The 21,989-nt window shown below is 28.1% G+C and carries 18 protein-coding genes and 1 pseudogene; 12 read left to right on the top strand and 7 right to left on the bottom strand.

The window, feature by feature from the left end:
• Positions 1–16 precede the first annotated feature (16 nt).
• Complete coding sequence (gene cmoB / locus L8V82_RS03225) at positions 17–892, top strand: tRNA 5-methoxyuridine(34)/uridine 5-oxyacetic acid(34) synthase CmoB (protein WP_263723995.1); 876 nt, start codon at positions 17–19, stop codon at positions 890–892.
• A 2-nt stretch (positions 893–894) separates the two neighbouring features.
• Positions 895–1,458 carry a hypothetical protein gene (locus tag L8V82_RS03220; protein WP_263723994.1) on the top strand — a complete coding sequence of 188 codons (564 nt, stop codon included), beginning with the start codon at positions 895–897 and terminating at the stop codon, positions 1,456–1,458.
• Here L8V82_RS03220 and L8V82_RS03215 read toward each other — a convergent pair.
• Complete coding sequence (locus L8V82_RS03215; protein WP_263662160.1) at positions 1,438–1,623, bottom strand: hypothetical protein; 186 nt, start codon at positions 1,621–1,623, stop codon at positions 1,438–1,440. The genes L8V82_RS03220 and L8V82_RS03215 overlap by 21 nt on opposite strands.
• A gap of 8 nt (positions 1,624–1,631) precedes the next feature.
• Positions 1,632–2,156: a thermonuclease family protein gene (locus L8V82_RS03210; protein WP_263723993.1), complete on the bottom strand. Its 525-nt coding sequence runs from the start codon at positions 2,154–2,156 to the stop codon at positions 1,632–1,634.
• Positions 2,157–2,209: 53 nt separating this feature from the next.
• Between L8V82_RS03210 and L8V82_RS03205 the strand changes: the two genes are divergently transcribed.
• Both L8V82_RS03205 and L8V82_RS03200 read left to right on the top strand, forming a co-directional pair.
• On the top strand, positions 2,210–3,478 hold the full coding sequence (locus L8V82_RS03205; RefSeq protein WP_263723992.1) for a M20/M25/M40 family metallo-hydrolase: 1,269 nt from the start codon (positions 2,210–2,212) through the stop codon (positions 3,476–3,478).
• Between the two features lie 132 nt (positions 3,479–3,610).
• Complete coding sequence (locus tag L8V82_RS03200; RefSeq protein WP_263723991.1) at positions 3,611–5,005, top strand: anaerobic C4-dicarboxylate transporter; 1,395 nt, start codon at positions 3,611–3,613, stop codon at positions 5,003–5,005.
• Positions 5,006–5,034: 29 nt separating this feature from the next.
• Here L8V82_RS03200 and L8V82_RS03195 read toward each other — a convergent pair whose 3' ends face one another.
• Together L8V82_RS03195 and L8V82_RS03190 are read right to left on the bottom strand one after the other, a co-directional pair.
• Entirely contained in the window at positions 5,035–6,885 is a 1,851-nt protein-coding gene (locus L8V82_RS03195) for an aryl-sulfate sulfotransferase (protein WP_263723990.1), read from the bottom strand.
• A 27-nt stretch (positions 6,886–6,912) separates the two neighbouring features.
• Positions 6,913–7,563, bottom strand: coding sequence for a thiol:disulfide interchange protein DsbA/DsbL (locus tag L8V82_RS03190; protein WP_263723989.1), 651 nt, complete (start codon positions 7,561–7,563; stop codon positions 6,913–6,915).
• A gap of 120 nt (positions 7,564–7,683) precedes the next feature.
• Here L8V82_RS03190 and L8V82_RS03185 point away from each other — a divergent pair, with 120 nt between their 5' ends.
• The 8 genes and pseudogenes from L8V82_RS03185 to L8V82_RS03155 all read left to right on the top strand — a co-directional run bounded on the left by L8V82_RS03185 (position 7,684) and on the right by L8V82_RS03155 (position 19,670).
• On the top strand, positions 7,684–7,983 hold the full coding sequence (locus L8V82_RS03185; RefSeq protein WP_263723988.1) for a hypothetical protein: 300 nt from the start codon (positions 7,684–7,686) through the stop codon (positions 7,981–7,983).
• 2,631 nt (positions 7,984–10,614) lie between these two features.
• A pseudogene (locus tag L8V82_RS07785) lies at positions 10,615–11,185 on the top strand (hypothetical protein); the annotation flags it as partial.
• Positions 11,186–12,826: 1,641 nt separating this feature from the next.
• Positions 12,827–13,006, top strand: a complete 180-nt coding sequence (locus L8V82_RS03180) for a hypothetical protein (protein ID WP_263723987.1) — start codon at positions 12,827–12,829, stop codon at positions 13,004–13,006.
• A gap of 3 nt (positions 13,007–13,009) precedes the next feature.
• Complete coding sequence (locus tag L8V82_RS03175; RefSeq protein ID WP_263723986.1) at positions 13,010–14,152, top strand: ThiF family adenylyltransferase; 1,143 nt, start codon at positions 13,010–13,012, stop codon at positions 14,150–14,152.
• Positions 14,145–15,230, top strand: a complete 1,086-nt coding sequence (locus tag L8V82_RS03170; protein WP_263723985.1) for a HesA/MoeB/ThiF family protein — start codon at positions 14,145–14,147, stop codon at positions 15,228–15,230. Before L8V82_RS03175 ends, L8V82_RS03170 begins: the two co-directional genes overlap by 8 nt.
• The gene (locus L8V82_RS03165) at positions 15,211–17,364 is read left to right on the top strand and encodes an ATP-binding cassette domain-containing protein (protein WP_263723984.1); all 2,154 of its coding nucleotides are present in this window, start codon (positions 15,211–15,213) and stop codon (positions 17,362–17,364) included. The genes L8V82_RS03170 and L8V82_RS03165 overlap by 20 nt, the downstream gene beginning before the upstream one ends.
• A 52-nt stretch (positions 17,365–17,416) precedes the next feature.
• Positions 17,417–19,279 carry a pentapeptide repeat-containing protein gene (locus L8V82_RS03160; RefSeq protein WP_263723983.1) on the top strand — a complete coding sequence of 621 codons (1,863 nt, stop codon included), beginning with the start codon at positions 17,417–17,419 and terminating at the stop codon, positions 19,277–19,279.
• Positions 19,280–19,289: 10 nt separating this feature from the next.
• Positions 19,290–19,670 carry a YbgC/FadM family acyl-CoA thioesterase gene (locus tag L8V82_RS03155; RefSeq protein ID WP_263723982.1) on the top strand — a complete coding sequence of 127 codons (381 nt, stop codon included), beginning with the start codon at positions 19,290–19,292 and terminating at the stop codon, positions 19,668–19,670.
• Here the strand turns inward: L8V82_RS03155 and L8V82_RS03150 are convergent.
• The 3 genes from L8V82_RS03150 to L8V82_RS03140 are packed head-to-tail and all read right to left on the bottom strand — an operon-like array spanning position 19,657 to position 21,946.
• Positions 19,657–20,865, bottom strand: a complete 1,209-nt coding sequence (locus tag L8V82_RS03150; RefSeq protein WP_263723981.1) for a hypothetical protein — start codon at positions 20,863–20,865, stop codon at positions 19,657–19,659. The two genes, L8V82_RS03155 and L8V82_RS03150, sit on opposite strands and share 14 nt — an antisense overlap.
• Positions 20,862–21,473 (bottom strand): uracil-DNA glycosylase family protein, encoded by a 612-nt coding sequence (locus L8V82_RS03145; protein ID WP_263723980.1) that lies wholly within the window; start codon positions 21,471–21,473, stop codon positions 20,862–20,864. The genes L8V82_RS03150 and L8V82_RS03145 overlap by 4 nt, the downstream gene beginning before the upstream one ends.
• On the bottom strand, positions 21,473–21,946 hold the full coding sequence (locus L8V82_RS03140; RefSeq protein ID WP_258107944.1) for a GNAT family N-acetyltransferase: 474 nt from the start codon (positions 21,944–21,946) through the stop codon (positions 21,473–21,475). The genes L8V82_RS03145 and L8V82_RS03140 overlap by 1 nt, the downstream gene beginning before the upstream one ends.
• Positions 21,947–21,989: the final 43 nt, after the last annotated feature.

Genomic DNA, 21,989 nt, shown 5'->3' with positions numbered 1-21,989 from the left:
TTTTTTAAGGAAAAATATGCAAGATAATGCTTTGTTAAAGCAAGTTTTAAAACATCCTTTATATGAAAAAATTCAAAAACTTGACACAAAAGTTCAAAACTCAAATTATCTTATAAACGAAAGTTTTGATATTTTTTGTGATAAAAGCTTAGATAATGAGATTAAGGACATTGCCTTAGAATTAAAACCTTGGCGTAAAGGACCTTTTAAAATCAATGATTTGTTCATAGATACAGAGTGGCAAAGTTTTATTAAATTTAACATATTAAAGCCTTATATGCAAGAAATCAAAGGTAAGGTGGTTGCGGATATTGGTTGTAATAATGGTTATTATATGTTTAAAATGCTTGAATTTAATCCTTCAAAGCTCATAGGTTTTGATCCTTCTATTAAGTATTATTTGCAATTTTTACTTTTAAACTCCATTGCAAAAACTCCTATACAATATGAGCTTTTAGGTGTGGCTGATGTACCAAATTATGGCATAAAATTTGATGTGATTTTTTGTCTTGGCGTAATTTATCATCGTAGTGATCCTATAGCCATGCTAAAACAACTCAAGCAATCTTTAAATAAAGATGGCATAGTTTTTTTAGATACTATGTATATAGAAGATGAAAGAGAAATTGCACTTATTCCTCAAAAAACTTATTCAAAAATACCAAATATTTTTTTCATTCCGTCGATATTGGGTTTAAGAAATTGGTGTTATAGAGCTGGATTTAGTGAATTTGAAGTTATAGCAACTAAACAAACTGATTTTGAAGAACAAAGAAAAACACAATGGATTGATTCTTATTCTTTAGATCAATTTTTAGATGAAAATGACTCAAATTTAACTTGCGAAGGCTATGAGGCACCAAAAAGAGTTTATGTTAAATTAAAGGTGTAAAAATGGCAAGAACAGTAAGTGCTGTTAGTATAGAAGAATTAATAGATCCAGAAGAATTAAATCGCATTAAATCAGAACTTATCACTTGTCCAGGGATAAACAATACTTTAGCAGGAAGTATTTCTCATATAGAAAAAAATTTCGCTAAGGGTATTTTAATCACAACTCATGATATGGCAGTAGATGAGCTAGGATTAGTGCATAGTGGTTTTGTATTTAATGCAGCAAATTATATAGCACAAGCTGCAATCAATAAAGAATTTAGCGTCTTAATAGGCTCAAGAAGCTTTTTTTATGCTCCTTTAAAAGTAGGAGATATTCTAAATCTTGAAGCAAGTGCTTTATTTAGTGATGACTCAAGAAAAAGAGAAGTTAAAGTGGTTGGTTTTGTCAATGAAATTAAAATTTTTGACGCATCATTTCAAGTAATTACCACCGATGATCATATATTTAAACTCAAACAAAATCAAACTGCCACAAACAACAATCAAAACCAACAAGAACCAGCCAAACAAGAAACTACACAAGAAGAGCTTAATGCGGTCTTAAAAGGAATCGGGGGTTAAAGGTAAATCCACCCAATTCTTTGGGCATTCTTTATGATAAGTCCCACTTGCATCATAATATTCTTTACAATCATCATAAAAGCGATTTGAAACCCCTCTTTCATTTACAAAGCAACCGCTAAAAAATAATGCTAAAAACCCTAGAAAAAATACACTTTTAAACATTTCTCATCCTATTTTAATCTTATTTGCTTACGCCATTTGTAAGGCTCTATAGGATTTTCATCAACCCATAAACCTTTTTTGTTTTCTTTGGCATAATTTTGCTCATTTACATATAAATCACTATAATGTTCATAAGCCCAAGCAAAGCCATTTTTAACCATAACTTGATTAATATCTTTATCATTTAAATATACAATGGCTAAAATTCTACCATATTTATCCTCATCTTTTACATTCAAAACCACTTCTTTATTCAACACAATTGCATTTAAAAATTGCGTAGCCATTTTTCCATAGGCTTGATCACTCTCAGGCGCGTCTATACCAAAAAGTCTAATTTTAAGCTTCTCATCTTCAAATTTAGCCTCAATAGTGTCCCCATCTATCACACGACTTATTTTAGCATTAATATACGAGCCACTATCATAATTTAAAACATAAGCAAAAGCAAACAAAAAAAGTACAATTAAAAATTTCTTTGGATCTTTTAATAAAGTTATCAATAATTTAATTTGCTTTTTAGAAATTTTCATTTAAACCTCATCTATATAAAAATATGCCATAATTACAATAAAAAGGAGATTTTATGCAAGAAATTATACAAAATTTTAAACAAATTACTCAAATACCTCATTGTAGTTTTAAAACCGAAGAATTAAAAAATTTTCTCATTGACTTTGCTAAAAGTCAAAACTGCCAAGTAAGTGTTGATAAAGCAGGTAATATCCATGCATATAAAGGAAACCCTAAAATTTGCTTACAAAGTCATTATGATATGGTTTGCATGGGAGAAGCTCCAAATATACAAATGTATGAAGAAAATGGATATTTAAAAGCTAAAAACTCAAGTTTGGGTGCAGATAATGGTATAGGAGTATCATTAATGATGCAGGCTTTAAAAGACTTTGAAAATATCGAATGTCTTTTTACCAATGATGAGGAAGTTGGACTTTGTGGAGCAAATAATCTTGCACATACTTTAATTTCAAACAAGCTGTTAAATTTAGATCATGAGAGTGATGATGAAGTTGTTATAGGTTGTGCTGGTGGTGTGGATATTTTTGCTAACTTAAACTTAGAAATAGGCGAAAAAGAAGGCGAATGCTATGAAATAGAGGCAATTGATTTTAAAGGTGGACATTCAGGGATTGATATTGTTAAAAATATTAAATCTTCTATTAAAGAAGCAAGTTATTTTATCACTCAAAACCAAGGCGAGCTTTGTGAATTTAGCGCAGGTGAGAGAATTAATTCTATACCAAAACATGCTAAAATCATAGCATTTTTTCAAAATCCTCCAAAAGAAAATAATCATTTTAAAATAAAATATCTAGGTAAAACCAAAAGAACATATTATAAAAATTCTCAAATCATTTTAAATCTTATCAATGCTTTTGCACAAGGTGTTAGAACTTTTAATCATCAATTAAATTTAGTCCAAACAAGTATCAATCTTTCATTAGCTTATGAAAAAGAAGGTAAATTTCATTTTGAACTTTTTGCAAGATCAAATGATTTACAAGAGCTTAAAACTATAGAATTTGAAACCTTAACTTATTTTAAAATGCAAAATTGTGAAGTTTCAAGTGCGAATTTTTATCCACCTTGGGCTAATAAAGATACTAATTTTGGAGAAGAAATTCTAAGCTATTTTAAAAAAGAAAATCCAAATGCCAAACTTTACACTATACATGCTGGTTTAGAATGTGGTATTATCAGTGAAAAACAACCGCTAGAATGTTGCTCCATAGGGCCAAATATCCATAGCCCTCACTCAACAGATGAAAAATGTGAAATAGCTTCTATTGAAAAAATCAGTAAAATTCTTTTTGCTGTCTTAAAAAATTACCAATAAACTGAAAAAACCAATATTTTGACAAACAAATTCAAAATATTGGTAAATATTTATTTAAATAATAAAAAATTTTATTTACTATTAATAAAACTTACACTATACTCTCGCATATTTTAAAAACAAGGAGAGAGTATGGAAATGCTAACTAGCCTTAGCGAAGGCACTCAATTTAGTATCCAACTAGCCGTAGTTCTCATTTGTCTTTTCTATGGGGCAAAAAAAGGTGGTATCGCTCTAGGTTTATTAGGCGGTATAGGTTTATTAGTTTTAAGTTTTGGTTTTGCTGTAGCACCTGGAAAACCTTCAATCGATGTTATGCTTACCATATTAGCTGTTGTTGTTGCTAGTGCAACTTTACAAGCTAGTGGTGGTTTGGATGTAATGTTACAAATCGCAGAAAGAGTTTTAAGAAGAAATCCTAAATTTTTAACCATCTTAGCTCCTTTTGTAACTTGTTTTCTAACCATGCTTTGTGGAACCGGACATGTTGTTTATACTATGATGCCTATTATTTATGACATTGCTATTAAAAATGGCATTCGCCCAGAAAGACCAATGGCTGCTTCTAGTATTTCTTCTCAACTTGGGGTTATAGCAAGTCCTGTTTCAGTTGCTGTTGTAAGTTTAACTGCACTACTTTTAAATCCAGAAATCAATAAACATCCTTTAGCGGGATTTGATGGCTATGTAGATTTACTTGCTATTACTATACCTTCTACTTTAGTAGGCGTTTTAGCTATAGGAATTTTTTCTTGGTTTAGAGGAAAAGATCTTGATAAAGATGAAGAATTTCAAGCTAGAATCAAAGATCCAGAGCAAAGAGAATATATCTATGGCGATAGCAAAACTCTTCTTGGGCAAAAACTTCCAACTATTCAATGGGTAGCTATGTGGATTTTCCTAGGCGCTATTGCAATAGTGGCTATACTTGGAGCCTTCCCAGAGCTTAGACCACAATTTACCTCAAAAGGTGTTACCAAACCTATGAATATGGTCGCAACCATTCAAATGTTTATGCTTTTAGCAGGTGCAGCACTCATCATCTTTACTAAACTTGATGCAAGTAAAATTGCAAAAAATGAGATTTTTAAATCAGGTATGATAGCTTTGGTGGCTGTTTTTGGAATTTCTTGGATGGCAGATACTATGTTTGCAGTACATACTCCTATGATGAAAGAGTCTTTAGGAAATATCGTTATAGAACACCCTTGGACTTATGCAGTTATGCTTTTATTAATTTCTAAATTTGTTAATTCTCAAGCAGCAGCGATTGCAGCATTTGTACCACTTGCATTAGGTATTGGTGTTGAACCAGGTATTATCATTGCTTTTGCAGCAGCTTGCTATGGATATTATATTTTACCAACCTATCCAAGCGATCTTGCAACTATACAATTTGATAGATCAGGTACTACAAAAATAGGTAAATTTGTTATCAATCACAGCTTTATCTTACCAGGTTTAATTGGTGTAATTGTTTCTTGTATAGTAGGTTATTTCTTAGCTTTAGGTGCAGGATATTTATAAAACTAAAGGGCTTTAAAAAAGCCCTTTTTTTATTTAAATGCTTTTTCTAAATCAATAGGCATAGCCTGATAACCAGTGCTTGCTCCACTAAAACGAATTTGCACCGAAGGTTCTTTAGCTCCCCATTTAAACTCATCTATTTCAGGTTTTGGTTCTCCTATAGCAACACCCTTGCTTAAATCAAAAGCCATGCCAGCACTAGCGCTATAAACCATAATAGAATTTTTATCTTTATGATACTCAGTTAAAGAAGTAATAGGTGAAAACCATTCATTGCCTCTTTGCTTTCCGTATTCCCATACCTGTTCTACGGTTTTATTTTTTTGATCTATTTTATATACAACCGCTCTTGAATATTTCATCAAAGCAAAAGCAGGTTGTGTTATAGCTCTTGCATCGCCATTATCAAAAGCTGTAATGTAAATATATCTTTTATTAGATTTTTCATCTATTCTAAAAGCAGTGTGCTGTGTCCATGTAAAATCAAAGCCACCTTCCTTATTTTTATAACCAGGACATTTACTATAATCATCTTCACAAATTATATTTTTGCCATTTTTATCAATAGGTTGTAAAAGTGCTTTTTTATACTTTTCTCCCCAGCCCTTATGTGCTCCTAGTATCCATTTTACTTTTTTATCACGTCCGATTTTTATAATAGCACTTTGATGACGACTTGAAATGATAATGCTATCATCACTTGGATCATAATCTACACTATTTACATGAGCCCAGTTACGCCCTACTCCAGTGCCTGCTATATCCCCAAAAATTTCACTTGTATCCATTTTAGTTAATTCTTCATTGCTTAAAGTTTTACCCGCTTTTGAAACATCTACATTTAAACAAACAGCACCTTGATCTAAAACTTTGATAATATTAGCTCTATATGGATCTAAAATTTCAAAAAGCCTCCACTCATCTACTACATTGCCATTTTTATCAACTTCTACTATCACATCACGCACTGAACGTACATTTTTACCATCAGGACGCTTAACATTAGCCAAGGCCACTCTTAAAAGATAATTACCATTTGGCATTTGGCTCATAGAATGAGAAAAATCTATATAAGAAGAAGGTAAAAGGCGGTTAAAAATTTCTCTACCCATTAAATCATATTTTACATATCTTTGACCAAACCCAAAGCTTAACGCCCCATCTAAGTTTTGTCTAAAGCCCATCATAATACCACGATTATAAATATTGTTTTTATCCATTAGTTTATCATTATCTAAATACCAACGAATTTCACCCTTTGTATCGACAATAAAGACATTAGAAGCCTCATCCCATTCTAAAGCACCACCGCTTGGGTTATTCCATATAGCTTGAGAGCTTTTTGCGCTGTATTTTCCTGGAGTATTATTTACTAGATACAATCTATCTTCAAATTCTTTATCTACTTTAATCACTTCCACTTTTTCAAAAGGCACACCTCTTTGCATAAGACTTCCACTTGGCTCTATATTTACCCCACCAGTTGCTATTTTATATACCTCGTCTATTACTTTTTCACTTTTTCCAAAAGCAGTTTTGGTATAACTTACTTTTACTGTGTTTAAATACGATGGATAAAGTCCAAAAATAGGAATTCCCCCATAAGTTTTGATTTTACTAGGGCTAACCCTATAAGATATAGTTTGCCCATTTGGTTTTGGAACTATAGTTACGCTTACATCACTTAGTTTATATCCACCATCCATAATTACAGCACTAAGCGGAGATAAACCATAAGGATTAAGCTTTATAGCTCCAATTTGTCCTTGCACTTGATAATCCACTTTAGCACCACTCATCCCACCTATACCAAAAGCAACATTAGGTAATAAAGCCATGCTTGCAAGCAAGCTAATGCTAATGATTTTTTTAAATTTCATATTTTTTCCTTTTTTAGCGGATACATATCACTTAGTAGAAAGTTCTTTAACTATACGGATTAATTCTTCTAAAGAAGTGATATATTCAGGATTGATTTGATATTTACCATTTACCACAAAAGCAGGCGTGCCATAATTTCTTGAAATTTCATTAGCTACATCATAAGCAGCTAAAAGCTCTTTAGCTTCTTTAGTTTGTAAAAATTTTTGCAATTCTTCTTTACTAGCACCGATAGCATTTAAGCCTATTTTATAAAACAAATCAATATCATTTAAATTTAACTTTTGCTCAAAATGACTTATAAAATACACATCAGCAAGCTTATAAGTAAGACTTTTTTCGCTAGTAACATCCAAACCTAAAGCTTTTTCTTTAAAAGAAGCTAAAGCAAACATCTCATTTAAAGCACCACCATACTCACTCATAGAACTTACCGAAAAAAGATCATATTTTAAATTTGGCAAAACCTCTTTAACCTTTGCTAAAGTGTGAAATTGATGATGGGTGTAACAATGAATGCAACGATAAGAAAATACCTCTATTAGAGAATTTTGTGCATTTGGGATAGGTATTTTTAAAGTAATATACTCTTTACCCTCACTTAATGCATTTGCGTTTGCACTAAAAACAAAAGCTATAATAGCTAATAATTTAAATATTTTTTGCAAAACTTGCATGATTTTCCTTTTTTTTGATGATATAAAATATAATTTTAACATAAGATATAAAATCAAGAATGTTTTATGCTTTTCTTATAGCGTTTTAGATAAAATTTACTAAAATTTATAAGGACTTTCATGCGCTTTGATTTAATACCACTTCAAGAATTCATCAAAAATAATGCAAAAACACCAACCAAAGACATCATAAAAGATTTTAAAGTCAAAATAAATGAATTTTTATCTCAAGCTTCAAAAGTAAATGAAGAAGATTATGATTATCAAAAGAAAGAAATATCAATTTTTTTAGAGAAAACATACAACTACAAAACAAACATAAAAGGCAATAAAAACAATTTTATAAAATTCATCATTATTTGCACTGCAAAAGATTTTTTTATCATAGATGCTAAAGAATATAAAAAGCCTTTTTGCTAATGACAAAACTATAAAAACATTTCGAGTATTTTGATAAGGAAAAATTCAAATTAATAAGAATATTGAAAATCTTTTCCCTAATAGCTGTAAAGCATTCAGACATCAAATCTTTACCATTAAAGATGGGCTATAAATTAAAATAGAAAAATACAATGGTTTTTTCTCTCTGATGTGATGAGCCTTGGAAAACTCTCATTGCCACAATCATTACCCAAAAACTTGAAACAAGTGGAAAGCTTAGAGGGAAAATCCCTGCTGCTTTTCCTACAACTTTATAGGTAAATTGGAGAGATCACTTCGAGAAAGTAAGTATCAATCGACATAAGAAATCAAAACACACAACACACTTCACGAAATTAATAATCATCAAGATTATAGCTTAATTATCATTTATGAATCTCACCACTTAAAATCAAGTACTTCTCAATACTATGAAAAACTTAAAACCATTAAAAAAATTATCCTTCTATCTGTCACATCCCAAAATAACATCCCACAAAATTTAGCAAGTCAAATCTATCTTTTTAATATCCAAGAGGTTCTATGATTGGCACAATAAGAAACTTAGAAAAGTTTTTTGACAATATTAACACCCAATACAAAAAAAATCAGAGATAAGCTAAAAATCCTCTCTCAAAGCAAAGATACAATTACTAATCAAAAAACAAGATCGGCTCAAAGAAAAATTGAGTCAAATTACCAATGATATGAGAGATAAAACACTCAAATACATTATGATACGCCGAACACATGAGGATATTAGAAAGCTCTTATCGGAATAATCTAGAAATACAATAAATCGTATTTCCTGAAACATCAAACCAAATTACATTAGAATACACCATGCAAGAAGATGTGTAAAAATTGAGCAAACAAACTCTTAGGCTTCTTGAGCTTAAAAAAACACTATAGGTAAATATGGTTATTATCACTATCTTATCTATCCCGATCTCTCAACAGATGGGCAAAAAATTATTAAGATCAAATGAGAAGTAGCAAAATAGATAGTGAATTTTGTGAGCAAACCGCAGAGTGTCTGATGAGGTTAGTAAAATATCTACCTTTTATCGAAATCATAGAACACCAAATCCGATCTATTAAAAATCTTATTAAGATAATAGAATGAGAATAAGATCGATCTTCCAACTAAAAATCTAAGTAATCTTGGGGTATATTATGAAACACTTAAACAACTTCAAAAAACAAGTCAAAAATGATGAACCAAAAGCCTTATTTTACAGATAACACAAACGACTGAAGTATACTTAAAAGAGAAACTTGAAAGCCAGTTTTCAGGAGTTTTACAAGTATATTCAAAAAATCTAAAACAATATAAACAAGCCATTAAGGAAATTTTATGGTAAATATACACCGCTTTAACATACTCATCAATTATAATGTTCATTTGGAATGCAACAAAATTAACTTGGAGTCAATCGTATACAGACTCAACTCAAAGAGCTTTTTATATATAATTTCCAACCCAGCAATATTGGCAAGAAAATTCTAAGCTTTTGTAAGCAAGTTTTTCAAAAACTGTAAAGCTTCAATTTAAAACTTGGCAAGAGTTCTGTGGTTCTCACTCTTGATGAAAAGATAGAAACTCAGGCTTATATGAGAAAACAAGAAAGAAACAGGAAAATAAACTCCAGAACCTTTATTTTTGACTCTATTCTTAAGCTTTTTGAAAAAAAATCCCAAAGAATTTGAATACATCGCCTCACTTCCTAGTAAAATCAGAACTTCGATGAATGTAGAAAATGAAAGCTGGTTTTATTTCGGACAGGAAGTCAAAGAAACAAGCAATTGAAGAAACGCCCAATATTTCAATGATTATTTTATAAGATTAGATAAAGATAAACCAAGAAAGATACAAAGAGTATATTTTATCCAAATGCTTCACAATAGGAAAAATTTGAAAAAGATATTGATATAACATAAGCACTTTTAGATATTCAAAAATAACTTGATTCTTTAGTTTACAAACTCTACAATCTCACTAATAAAGAAATAAAAAATCATTGAGGGTAAACAATGAAAAAATAAACAAAAGAACAAGTAATAGCAAAAATAGCTAAAATTTTAGAAATACCTGAAAAAATGCAAATTTTGATGATAAAAATCAAACTTATGTTATGGGTAAAAAATCTGATTGCGAGCCTTGTAATATTTTAGAAAATAATCATAGTGATGAATCTTCAGATTTATTAAATCTTTATCCACTAGAATTTATTTCTTGTAATTTTTCGAGAAATATCAATATTTATAATTAAATTTTTAAGAAAAAATAATTTTTAGAGATATAATTTTATCCAAAAATGTTAATTTAAATAATAATATTTTTAAAAAGAGATAAAAATTTACAGGATGCTTTTTTGAGAAAAATCTTCATTTTAAAAAATGTGAATTAAAAAAATTATTTTTTAGACAAGACAATTTAAAAGTAGAGTTCAAATATACTGCTTTTAAGAAAGAAGTATGTCTTGGTAAAGAAATTAATGATAGAAATATAGAAAAATAAAATGGTTTTGGAAGTTATAGTTTTAAATATGCGGATTTTTCAAATTGTCATTTTTTAGATGAAGTTTGTTTTAAAACAATAATTTCAATCAAGCATTTTTAAAAAATTATAAATTTAAAAATAATATTTATTTTAACAATTTCTATTTTAAAGATTATATAGATTTTTACGAATGCGAATTTAAAAAGACAACATGTTTTTATGAGATAACTTTTGAAAAAGCTCCAAATTTTTCTCAAGTAATTTTCAAAAGAAATTTAAATGCTGTAATACAAATTTAAGTTTTACTTTTGATGAATTGCAAGAAAAAATCAAATAAAAATATAATTTTTATGAAAACCAAAGAACAAATAAAGAGGCAGACACTATATCAAATTTATATCAAGAATATTCTTTAAATAATTTTACAAATGATTTTAAAGATTCTTTTATAACTTTTAAAAATGTTTTGATAAAAAAATAATCTTTAAAAATCTTTAAATTTTCATAAATACGAGCTTTATTGTAAAGAGATAGAGCTAATGGGAAACTGGGACAAAAAAGCAAAAAATATACTCGAATTACAAAGAAATACTTGGATATTTAGGGATTTTATAGATTTTTACTTTTAGAATTTTATAGAAAATTATGCGAGTATCATACTGATTTTTGAGAGTTTTTAATAATCTTACATTGCTAATGCTTTATTTGTTTATTTTGAAAGATGTGAAATAAAGCAAAACTCTTCTAGCCCATTAGATACTAACTTATCAAGCAATATTCCTTTATTTCTTATAATTTTTAAAGAATATATTTTTAATTTTACCATTTATCAAAGAATATTATATTTATATTTTAACTTTTTTTGTTATTTTATGTTTATTATACCTTATAATAATAATGAATCATATTTTCAAAAAAAGGATTGGAAAATAATTAAAAAATAATATTGAATTTAAAAGCATAATTATCGATAACAGCAATATAGCCTTAACATTCTTTGGAATCTAGTGATATTTTTATTTATTATTTTCTATTTATAGACAATATATTTAAATTCATTGTTTTTAAGGTATTCATTTATTATTATTGACTATATCATTACAATTATATCAAAATAGGTATAAATATAGATATTTTAAGTTCTTTTATTTGAAATTTAATTAGCGATAAAATAAAATTTAAAGATCCTTCATTTGCATATGTAAAAATCTACCTATACTATATTTAATGTTTTAATCCTTTTTTCCTGCAAAGAATCGCAAGGAAAAATTCTATAATCCCGACTTAGTGTAAAAAAAGATAAAAATAAAGCAAAAGTGCATATTTGATGAGCAGTTAAGGCTTCTTGAAAGCAAAGGAATAGTCTTTAACATAAGCAAAAAGAAAAGTTGAGGTTTTCGCAAAATAATAATTATTTTTTTTAGAATTAAATCCTATACAAAAAATTATGACAAAAAATCTTATAAAAAAATATATAAACATTAGTTTCGCTTGTTTAATAGAATTTTCTATTCTCGACTTATATCTTAGAAGATTGATTTTATTATCTTACTAGTCTAGATATAAAACATAACTTAAAACTCATTTTATTGCGACATTTCAATACTAATCAAAAAAAGAAAAAGAAAGTGGCTGTAAAATAGTAAAAAGTTTTTTTTAAAACAAAATCCTAGCATAAATAATCAAATTTACCAAAAAAGTGCTTCGTTTATTCAAAATTTACTCAACAAATATAGTGATATTCTACTATGGACATTAGTAGAGATTTTAAGTTTTAGAGATTTTTGGGATTTTATAAGTTTTATTTTGAAAATTATCCTGCTAAATATTTTTATAATGCTTATCATCAAAACGGTTTTTTGTGTGCGAATTTTACGCAATGCTTCTACACGCAATAATTGTATGCTAAATACCTAATATAATGATAATTTTAAACCTAACAAACAAGTATAAAGTTATATCAAAAAGCTTAATTTACTTTCAGAATATATACATAAACAATTCAACTCTCCACTCTTATACGATTGCCTTGTAACGATTGTTTTATTTAATAAAATTTGCACCTCCCAAGTTATCAAAAATACAAAAAAAGATATACTTTCTTTTTTCAAACAATGCAAAAAGTGGAAAAATTATTTAAAATAAAGAAAATTATTTTACCTCTCTCTTTCAATAAATAACAAAGATTTACTTAAAAATTAATAGAATATTAAGAAGTTTTATATATAATTTTCAAATGAATAAAAATTCATACTAGATGAATTTAATGTGGAGAGAGGCTAAAGTTTTTCTCTTTTTTTATTCTATAAATTATGAGGAGATAGTATGAAAAAAATTAGTTTGGAATTTACAGAGATTGATTATTCTAATATCCAAAGTATGCATTATACAGATACTTGTTCTGGCAGCAGGAGTGATTGTTGTACACGCACTTGTACTAGACGCGATAATCTTAGCGACTCAGATCTAAAAGAATGGGAAGATTATTTAGAACTTGTATCTGGAGTAATTCAGTATTAAGTTATGTTAAATCGGGTTTATAAAATAAAAGATAGTGTTGAAATTTTCACACAAACAAGTGATGGTAAGGCTAATTTATTTTTAATTCAGTTTTATAAAATCAATACTAGAGAAAGTATTTATATAGAATCAAGCCAAGATACGATAAAACTATTATCCCTTTTAGATGGAAAGAATAAGCTTTTAAAACTTGCAGCAACATATAACTTTGAACACCAAAGTCTTTTGAAGCTGGTAAGTTTTTTACTAGACAAAGGTCTAGCAATAGAAGTTGAAAAAGATTACTATGATAATAATATAAATAATAGATATCTTAGACAAATAGCATATTTTGAAGATCTTATTATAAATCAAAATGGCAAAAAAATACAAGAAAATTTGCAAGATAAAAATATTGTAATTTTTGGGCTTGGAAGCGTTGGTTCTGCTATAACAATAATATTAGCCAGAATGGGTATTAAGAATTTTGTTTTTATTGATTATAAAAAAATCAACAGATCTCATTTTATTAAACATCTATACTGCAATGAAAAAAATCTATATCAATTTAAAAATGATGCTCTTAAAGAGTACCTTTTAAAGATAGATAGCACTATTAATATTAAAACCTTTAACGAAAAAATCCTACCGAATAGCGATTTAAGAAAGTTTATACCAAACAATACAAGTATAATAATCAACACAGCCGACGAACCTTATATCGGACATATTTCTATAAAAATTGGCAGATATGCTTGGGATAAAAATATTGCAATGTATATTGCAGGAGGTTTTGATGCGCATTCTATGAGTACGGGAGAATTCATTATTCCAAAAACTACACCTTGTATTGATTGCTATAGCAATAACTTCAAATCAGCACTTAAAGATTATAAGCCTACTTATGTCATTAATACAAATAACAAAAATATGCAAGAAATTTCAAAAGACATAGATGAAAGCGATAATATAGTCCTAGGGGGACAGGGAAGCATAGCTGCTTGCTCTTTATTTAGCGCAAGCTATGCGTGTATGCAAATAATATATTATTTTTTAGGTATTAACCTTAAAATGTGCGCAAGAGGGGAATATAGGATTGATCGGGGTGATATTGTTTGGATAGATTTACAAAACAAGAAAGAAACATGCAAGGTATGTAATGCTTGAAAAAAAATACAGAATTAGATCTAGTATAGCTTTATCTTATCGTGATGGGATAATGGAATTTTTTAAAACAAATATAAGAGAAAACATTGTACTAAAAACTCCTTGCAATCTCATTGATTTTATTAAAAAATTTGATGGTATCAAGCCCTTAAAAGATATTTTACAAGATAGTATATTTGATGATATAAGTGCACAAAAATTAATTAGCTTTCTACATAATAAAAATATTCTCATAGAAGTAAATTGCAATTATAATAAAAATGTAATTTTAGAAAAATATCGTCTTATTAATTTTTTAGAAGAATATTGCTTTGATACTAAACAGGTTGTAAATATCTTAGCTATATTGTCGCAAAAACCTGTTCTTGTAATAGGATTGGGTGCTGTCGGTACTTGGATTGTTGATATTTTAAGACGATGTGGTGTTGAAAAATTTATCTTAGTAGACCATGATAAAGTAGACTTAAGTAACATTCATAGACAAGATTTTTATTTTGAAAGTGATATAGGCAGATTAAAATTAGATTGCATAGAAGAAAGGTTGTTAGAAATTGGAAACACTGAAATAGAAAAATTTTATACCATTTTTGATGAAAATTTTTTTCATCATTTTGACAAAGAATTTTGTTTGGCAATTAATTGCGCTGATTATCCAAATGTAGACACAACAACAAATATCTTAGGTAAAGAATGTATGAAACGCAATATTCCACACATTATAGGTGGTGGATACAATCTGCATTTAAGTTTGATAGGGCAAAGCGTTATACCCTATGAGAGCGCTTGTCATGAGTGTTTTAATAAAGCTTTGCAAAAAATTAATACATACCACGCGGAATTAAAAAAACTTCATAGAACAAACAGAAAAATTGGTTCTTTTACTCCATTATGCACAATATCAGCCTCTCTTGCAGCCTTAGATGCTTTTAAAATATTATGTGGTTTTTATAATAAGCTAACTAACACATCAACAAGAATTGAGTTTAAAATACGAGAAATGGATATAGAAAGAATGCCTATTTCTAGAGATCCAACTTGCCAGTGTTGTAAGGAAAAAAATGATATTAAAAGGGATTAAAACTCATAATTTAAAAAATCTTGATTTTAAAGCTTTAGATCCAGAAATAATAGGAGTTTATGGTGTTAGTGGTGGCGGGAAATCCTCATTTGCATATCACACCTTATATGCACTTTGTAAAGATACTTTTGAGGCATTAGAAAATGGGCATATAGAAAATGGGCAATATATTGTCCAATATTATGAAAAATTAATTCCTAGTATAGCAATTAAGCAACTAAATTTAAATACAAATCCCCGCTCTAATATTTATTCATACGCAAATTTCTCTTCTCTTTTATCTACTCTCAATATGCTAGATTATAATTTATTAAAATTAAATAAACCAACAAACGAATGCTCTCATTGTCATGGACAAGGGAGTACTAATACTATAAACAAAGATTTAATTATTAATAATACTCAAAAAATATGTGATATGCCTTTTATCCCATGGAAACCAAAAGAATACGGCAATAATAGTATGGAAATTTTGTTATTAGAGTTTTGTAAACAACACAAAATAGATATTAACAAAAGCTTCCAAGAATTATCACCGCACATACAAGATATTTTGCTCTATGCTAAAGAAGAATATAAATTTAAGATTAATTACAAACACAATAAAAAACCAAGAATCCGTCATATTAGCTATACAGGTATTATGACTTATATTGAAAATCTTTTGCAATCAGATAAAAAATCAGAATACGCTAAAGCTAAAAAATACTGCACAAATATACTATGCCCCATTTGCAAAGGATCAAAAATCAACACAGAAAAATATAAAAATATTTTTTTATGGGAGAGAAGTTTTCAAGATTTTTTAACCCAACCATTTGATATAATTAAGCAAGATTTTAAAAATAAGACTATACAGTCTCAACGCATTTATGATATATTGCAATCTTATTGTGATTTGGGTATAGGATATCTTTCTTTAAATAGAAGCATTCCCTCACTCTCTGGTGGAGAACTACAAAAACTCAAGCTCGCAAACCTTATACATACAAATATATCAAATTTATTTATTGTAATTGATGAAATATCATCGGGATTACATATAAGCGATTTTGATAAAGTTTTGCAATTAATACAAAAATTAAAAGATAGAGGTAATATTATTGTGCTAATTGAGCACAATCAATACTTATTGGAAAAATGCGATAGGTTAATTAACATAGGTCCTGTTGGCGGAAAAGATGGGGGATATATTATTGATTCTACTTTTAAAAAGATACCATTTGCATGCACAAATAAAGCCACGAAGTTTAATGACTTTTTACATATAAAAAATATCAATATTAATAATATAATAAATCAAAATATAAAAATACCTATATCTGCAATCACTGCATTTATTGGCAGATCTGGTTCAGGAAAGTCATCATTGGCAAAATATTTAAGTGATACTCAAGAAAAATGTATCTATATTTCGCAAAAAACTTTGCGCGGTAATATTAAATCAAGTGTTGTGACATATTTAGAGCTTAGCAAAGAAATTAGCAAATATTTTGCAAAGCACTTTCACAAAGAAGATGGTTATTTTACAAGCAATGGAGGAAGCGATATTGTCTGCTCTCAATGCAATGGAACTGGAATTATTAGATATGAAAGAGGTTTTGAGTTAAACCTAGACATTATATGCACTCAATGTGAAGGAAAAATGTTTAACGATAAAGCACAAAATTTTAAAATCAATGGTTTAAGTGTTATAGATATTTATGATTGCGAATTAGCATTGTTAAACAACAGCTTCATACCAAAGCTTAGAAAACTTAGCGAATTTGCTTGTAAATTATCATTAGGACATTTATCGCTTAACAGAAAAATCAATACCCTATCTGGTGGAGAGATAAAAAGAATTAAATTGTTAAAGGAGGTTTTGGCTAATTTGAAAGATAAGATATTGATTGTTGATGAACCAAGTGCTGGATTAGATCTAGATAATGCCAATAAAGCTTTAAGGCTCTTACAACAAACACAAACACTTGCGACTATCATCATAGAACATAATCCACATATATTTTTGCAAGCAGATTATATTGTAGAAATAGGTCCTTATTCAGGAACTTTGGGGGGGAAGATTATATTTAATGATAGTGCTAAAAAATATTATGCTAACCATGATGATTTTTTATCGCAATATCTATGAAAAATATGTATTAAATGTCTAGAAGACAAAAAGATATGCTTGAAGAGATAAAATGTATTTAAAAGAGCATTTAAAATACCTCGATAAGTTACAAAATAAAGACAAGCTATGTAATTGCATTATTGATAGTATAAAGCCATGCTTTTGGAAAGCAAAAGGCAAAATAGAATTTTATCATTGCGAATTTAAACAAGATATTATTTGTGAAGATACAGAGCTAGAATTAATTTTTAACTACTGCACATTTCATAAAAATTTTTTAGTAAAAAATTCTATAAATCCTGAAGAAGAATCTATATGTTTTAAAAAACCTATATGTTTTAATACTTGCTTGTTTAATGGTTTATTAGATCTTAGGTTGGTAAAATTTGAAAATACAATCACATTGCAATCTTGCATTTTTAAGAGTGAGGTGATTTTCTTTAAAGCAAAACAAGAATGTATCGAAAATGTCAATAATTTTACTCACTGTGTATTTGAAAGCAATATTGATTTTACGGGCATGGAATTTCACAGCGCAGCGAATTTTATAGGAAGTCAATTTCAAGGTGATGCAAAGTTTACATCAATTAAATTCGGGGATAACTCAAAGAAAAATGAAAATAAATATAGTGTTAGTTTTCTTGATACTTCATTTTTTAAGAATGCAAATTTTCAACACGCACAATTTGGCTTTTTAGTTAATTTTAGAAATGCAAAATTTTATCAAGCTGTGATCTTTGATGAAGCACCGTTTCATGATGATGTTGATCTTACCTATACTAGTTTTGAAAAAAGTTCTAGTTTTAGAAAAACTAAGTTCTATAAAGAAGTTATTTTTCATAACACCTTATTTAATAAAAGTTATTTTATAGATACCATTTTTTCAAAAAGAACAAAAGAAATAGGCTTCAAATCATGTATTTTTGAAGGTATGTTTTATTTTGAAACTGAAAATATAAAACCTATATTCTTTGATTGTAATTTTGGCAATCAAGTCAGTATAAAATTAAAATACCTAAAATGCGACTATGAAGAATTAAAAGAAAAAATAAAAAGCTTGGCAGAAGAACAAAAAAACTATTGTGAACTTGCTAAAGAAATCAAAAAAGAAATCAAAAAAGAAATAAATATATCTAACAAAAAAGAACTACAGGAGGAAATTAACAAGTATCTTAATGAGCCCAATGAAGCTCCAAATATATTGGATCAATATTTCCATCTAGATAAGCTTGAAGAATTTTTAAAAAATAATAAAGCATACAAGCTACCTAGAGATAAACCAAAGCAAGTAAGTATAGAATTACACAAAGAACTTGAAAAAATAATAGAACAAGATGATGAATCTAAAGAAACCGAGGGTTCAACAAAACAAGAGGATGTGTTTGAGGAGCATATTATACAAAAATACAGAAGTTCATTCAGAAAGCTTAAGAGTAATAATTTAGCATATCATAATTTAATCGATGCTTCCAGGCTCCATACCCAAGAGCTTTATGCTAGAGAATTGGAATTAGAACATCAAAAAGATAAAACCCTAAAAGAAAAAGTTGAGCAATACCAACTTTTCTTTTATCGCAAGCTTTGCGATCATCATACAGATTTAGTTTTAAATGCAAAATGGCTAGTTTTTACCATAGCTTTATATATCTTACTTATAGGAAAAATTTGGTATATATATCCCATAGCATTAATAAGTTTTTTTATTATTGGTGTTTTTTTAAAAGCAAAAAATACTTCTATAATAATATCATCTATAATAATTTTTATAACATTATGCAATCAACCCAAAATGATTTTAGCAATACCAAATTTATTAAGTAATGATTTTAACTGGTGGCAAAATTTAATCACATCAATTTATATCATAGTTTTTGGTTTAATCATCTTTTCCCTTCAAAAAACAGCAAGAAAAAACACTATCATACCAAACTAAAGGATTTTAAATGCAAATACGAATTTATTATGAAGATACCGATGCAGGTGGAGTGGTATATCATAGCAATTACTTAAAATTTTGCGAAAGAGCAAGAAGTGAGATATTTTTTCAAAAAAACGCGAAAATTTTTGATAAAAGCACAGGACATTTCCTACTTACTAAAGCAAATTGTAACTTTTTAAAACCCGCTAAACTTGGAGATCTTATAGAAGTAAAAACATTTATCGCAAAGCTTAAAAAAGCTTCAGTTTGTATAAAACAAGAGATTTACAAAGATAGCACCAAGCTTTTTGAGGCTGATTTTACCCTAGCTTTTTTAAAAAATGAAAAAGTAGCCCCTATAGATGAGGCTATAGCTAAGGTTTTTACTGATTTTACAAAGGAGTAAAACCTAAGCCTTGCGAGCGAATGATTTTAACCTTATAGTCAAATTGATTATCATTTAAACTCTCATCGAAAATTCTTTGAGAGTCTTTATCTAAAAACTGCGTATAAAAATAATCAAGCCCCACGCTAGTTGCATACGCTATCCAGTTGTAATTAATATTTTGCGAAAAAAGCTCATTAAGATAGCTTAGAGTTTGATCCTCATTAGAAATGGAATTTGCTAGCAAAAGTTTTTTTCTATCATTAATTTGCGTTAAACTTAGCAAAATAGGATTATAATTAATCTGAGTTGATAATAACACAAAAGGCTCTATATCATAAGTTCTTATTTGTGAGCTTATAAGCGCTGTTTTAATCAAAGAAGTATTTAAAATAATACTAGAATCTTGAAAACTTCTATTTTGATTTAAAATACTTCTAAAATCAAATTTAGAACTATTGATAGTATAAATTTTCTCGCTACCATTACCTGCGTTTAAAACATTCTCATCTAAGCGATTTGCCAAAGGTGTTCCATCTGAAAAAATAATATTTTTGCCATTTGAATACTCTAAAAGTTTTTGAATTTGTTTTTGATAATCTATACTTCCAAAATATACATTTTCATTTTGCGTATCAAAATTTCGTTTGTGTGCAGTAGGTATGAAAACTTTTACATTTAAATCAAGATTTTCTTTTAATAAATTTTTCACACCCTTATCTGTAAAACCTGCGATGATATAATTAAATTTTTCTTCTTGAGCTTGCTTAAAAGCTTTAGCTATCTTGCTCTCATCTTCAGTGCCTATTAAAAACACCTTTACTTTTATCTGCGCTCTTTGTCTTAGCAAATACGCTATACTTGAGTTTATAATAGTATTAGAATAGCTTTTAATCGTTTGCTCAGGTATAATAATAGCTAATTTTACACTAGCATTTTTTTGAATTCTTTTTTCAAAATCTATAATAGAGTTTAAAAGTTTAGTATAGATATTAACCAAAAGTTCATTTGCATTATCATTGTTAAATCTTGATAAGAAATTAAAATAAAGTCCTGTTTCTAACAAAGTAAACAAACAATCATTATCGCAATTTTGAAATTCTAAATTAGGATAAAAAGACTCACTAGGTTCTATGGGTGATGGTTTTTGCTCTTTTGCAAAAGCACTTAAAGTTAAAACAAAACTCATCATCAAACAAACTAAACTTTTTCTCATAAATAACCTTTTATTTTTTTAATATCTTCTATAAATTCAGTATAAAAGCTAGGATTTTTACTCACAAAATTCAAATCATAACTTGGCAAAAGCAAAGCATTATTAAAACGCATACATTGCCCTTTGTATTTTTGAAAATTCTCAAAACCCAAACTCGCAAAAGCTTCTTGACCAAGACATAAAATAATCTTTGCTTTTACAAAATCAAGCTCATTATAAAAATATGGCAAGCATAATTTTAATGCTTGATCATCTATTTTAAAATTACTAAAACATTTAAACATATAAGAAAAATATATTTCATCTTCTTTTAAATTTAAAAGCTCTTTGCAAAGCATTAAAAACTCTTGCTTATTTTTAGAAGCAAAAAACTTTCCACTTTCATTTTCTTCTTTATCAACAAAAGCTTGGTAAATCAAAATTTTAGCATTTTTGGCTTCTTTTTCCATTAAACTATGCTTTCTTAATTTGGAAAAATGACAAAGATTGCAAGTTTTCACTCTTTCGTTTAATTCTTTAAAGCTTAAGTTAAAATGTCTAATTTTCTTTTGTTCATTTAAGTATTCATAACCAAAAGCTTTTAGATAATACAAACTGCGTTTATTCATTACATCAATGCTTCTAAATTTTTACCCTCTAAACGATAAGTTCTCCACTCACTCATATGTCTTGCATTTAACTTGGTATAAAATTCAATACCCAAATCATTATCATTTAAACAAACCCACTCTAAGCGTTTGAGATTTTTTTCTTTGCAAATTTGTGCTAAGTATTTAAAAACAGCTCTAGCATAGCCTTTTTTTCTATGTTTTGGCTGTATGTAAATATCTTCTAAGTACAACCCGCCCAAACCCCAAAAAGATGAAAAAGTAAAATAATACATCACATAGCCTATTATCTCACCATCAACCTTTAAGCTCAAAGCCTTAGCATATTCATGTTTAAAAAACGATTCTTCAAGCTCTTTAGTTGTGCATTTTACATCATCAAGCATATTTTCATGAATAGCAAGCTCTTTGAGTAATTCCAAAATTTTTTCTAAATCTTCTTTTTTACTCTCACAAATTTCAAAAGCCATTATTTTTCCTTAATTTACAAAATAAAATCAAAATTTAGCAAAAAGT

The sequence above is a fragment of the Campylobacter sp. IFREMER_LSEM_CL2151 genome (assembly GCF_025771725.1).
GTDB classification, from domain to species: Bacteria; Campylobacterota; Campylobacteria; order Campylobacterales; family Campylobacteraceae; genus Campylobacter_D; species Campylobacter_D lari_C.
The sequence above is the reverse complement of the archived record's forward strand: the minus strand, read 5'-3'. Positions and strand labels throughout refer to the sequence as shown.

What these genes read in the sequence shown, in the direction of transcription:
- cmoB (WP_263723995.1), top strand. Translation starts at nt 17, where the DNA reads ATGCAAGATAATGCTTTGTTAAAGCAAGTTTTAAAACATCCTTTATAT.
- L8V82_RS03220 (WP_263723994.1), top strand. Translation starts at nt 895, where the DNA reads ATGGCAAGAACAGTAAGTGCTGTTAGTATAGAAGAATTAATAGATCCA.
- L8V82_RS03215 (WP_263662160.1), bottom strand. Translation starts at nt 1,623, where the DNA reads ATGTTTAAAAGTGTATTTTTTCTAGGGTTTTTAGCATTATTTTTTAGC.
- L8V82_RS03210 (WP_263723993.1), bottom strand. Translation starts at nt 2,156, where the DNA reads ATGAAAATTTCTAAAAAGCAAATTAAATTATTGATAACTTTATTAAAA.
- L8V82_RS03205 (WP_263723992.1), top strand. Translation starts at nt 2,210, where the DNA reads ATGCAAGAAATTATACAAAATTTTAAACAAATTACTCAAATACCTCAT.
- L8V82_RS03200 (WP_263723991.1), top strand. Translation starts at nt 3,611, where the DNA reads ATGGAAATGCTAACTAGCCTTAGCGAAGGCACTCAATTTAGTATCCAA.
- L8V82_RS03195 (WP_263723990.1), bottom strand. Translation starts at nt 6,885, where the DNA reads ATGAAATTTAAAAAAATCATTAGCATTAGCTTGCTTGCAAGCATGGCT.
- L8V82_RS03190 (WP_263723989.1), bottom strand. Translation starts at nt 7,563, where the DNA reads ATGCAAGTTTTGCAAAAAATATTTAAATTATTAGCTATTATAGCTTTT.
- L8V82_RS03185 (WP_263723988.1), top strand. Translation starts at nt 7,684, where the DNA reads ATGCGCTTTGATTTAATACCACTTCAAGAATTCATCAAAAATAATGCA.
- L8V82_RS03175 (WP_263723986.1), top strand. Translation starts at nt 13,010, where the DNA reads ATGTTAAATCGGGTTTATAAAATAAAAGATAGTGTTGAAATTTTCACA.
- L8V82_RS03170 (WP_263723985.1), top strand. Translation starts at nt 14,145, where the DNA reads ATGCTTGAAAAAAAATACAGAATTAGATCTAGTATAGCTTTATCTTAT.
- L8V82_RS03165 (WP_263723984.1), top strand. Translation starts at nt 15,211, where the DNA reads ATGATATTAAAAGGGATTAAAACTCATAATTTAAAAAATCTTGATTTT.
- L8V82_RS03160 (WP_263723983.1), top strand. Translation starts at nt 17,417, where the DNA reads ATGTATTTAAAAGAGCATTTAAAATACCTCGATAAGTTACAAAATAAA.
- L8V82_RS03155 (WP_263723982.1), top strand. Translation starts at nt 19,290, where the DNA reads ATGCAAATACGAATTTATTATGAAGATACCGATGCAGGTGGAGTGGTA.
- L8V82_RS03150 (WP_263723981.1), bottom strand. Translation starts at nt 20,865, where the DNA reads ATGAGAAAAAGTTTAGTTTGTTTGATGATGAGTTTTGTTTTAACTTTA.
- L8V82_RS03145 (WP_263723980.1), bottom strand. Translation starts at nt 21,473, where the DNA reads ATGAATAAACGCAGTTTGTATTATCTAAAAGCTTTTGGTTATGAATAC.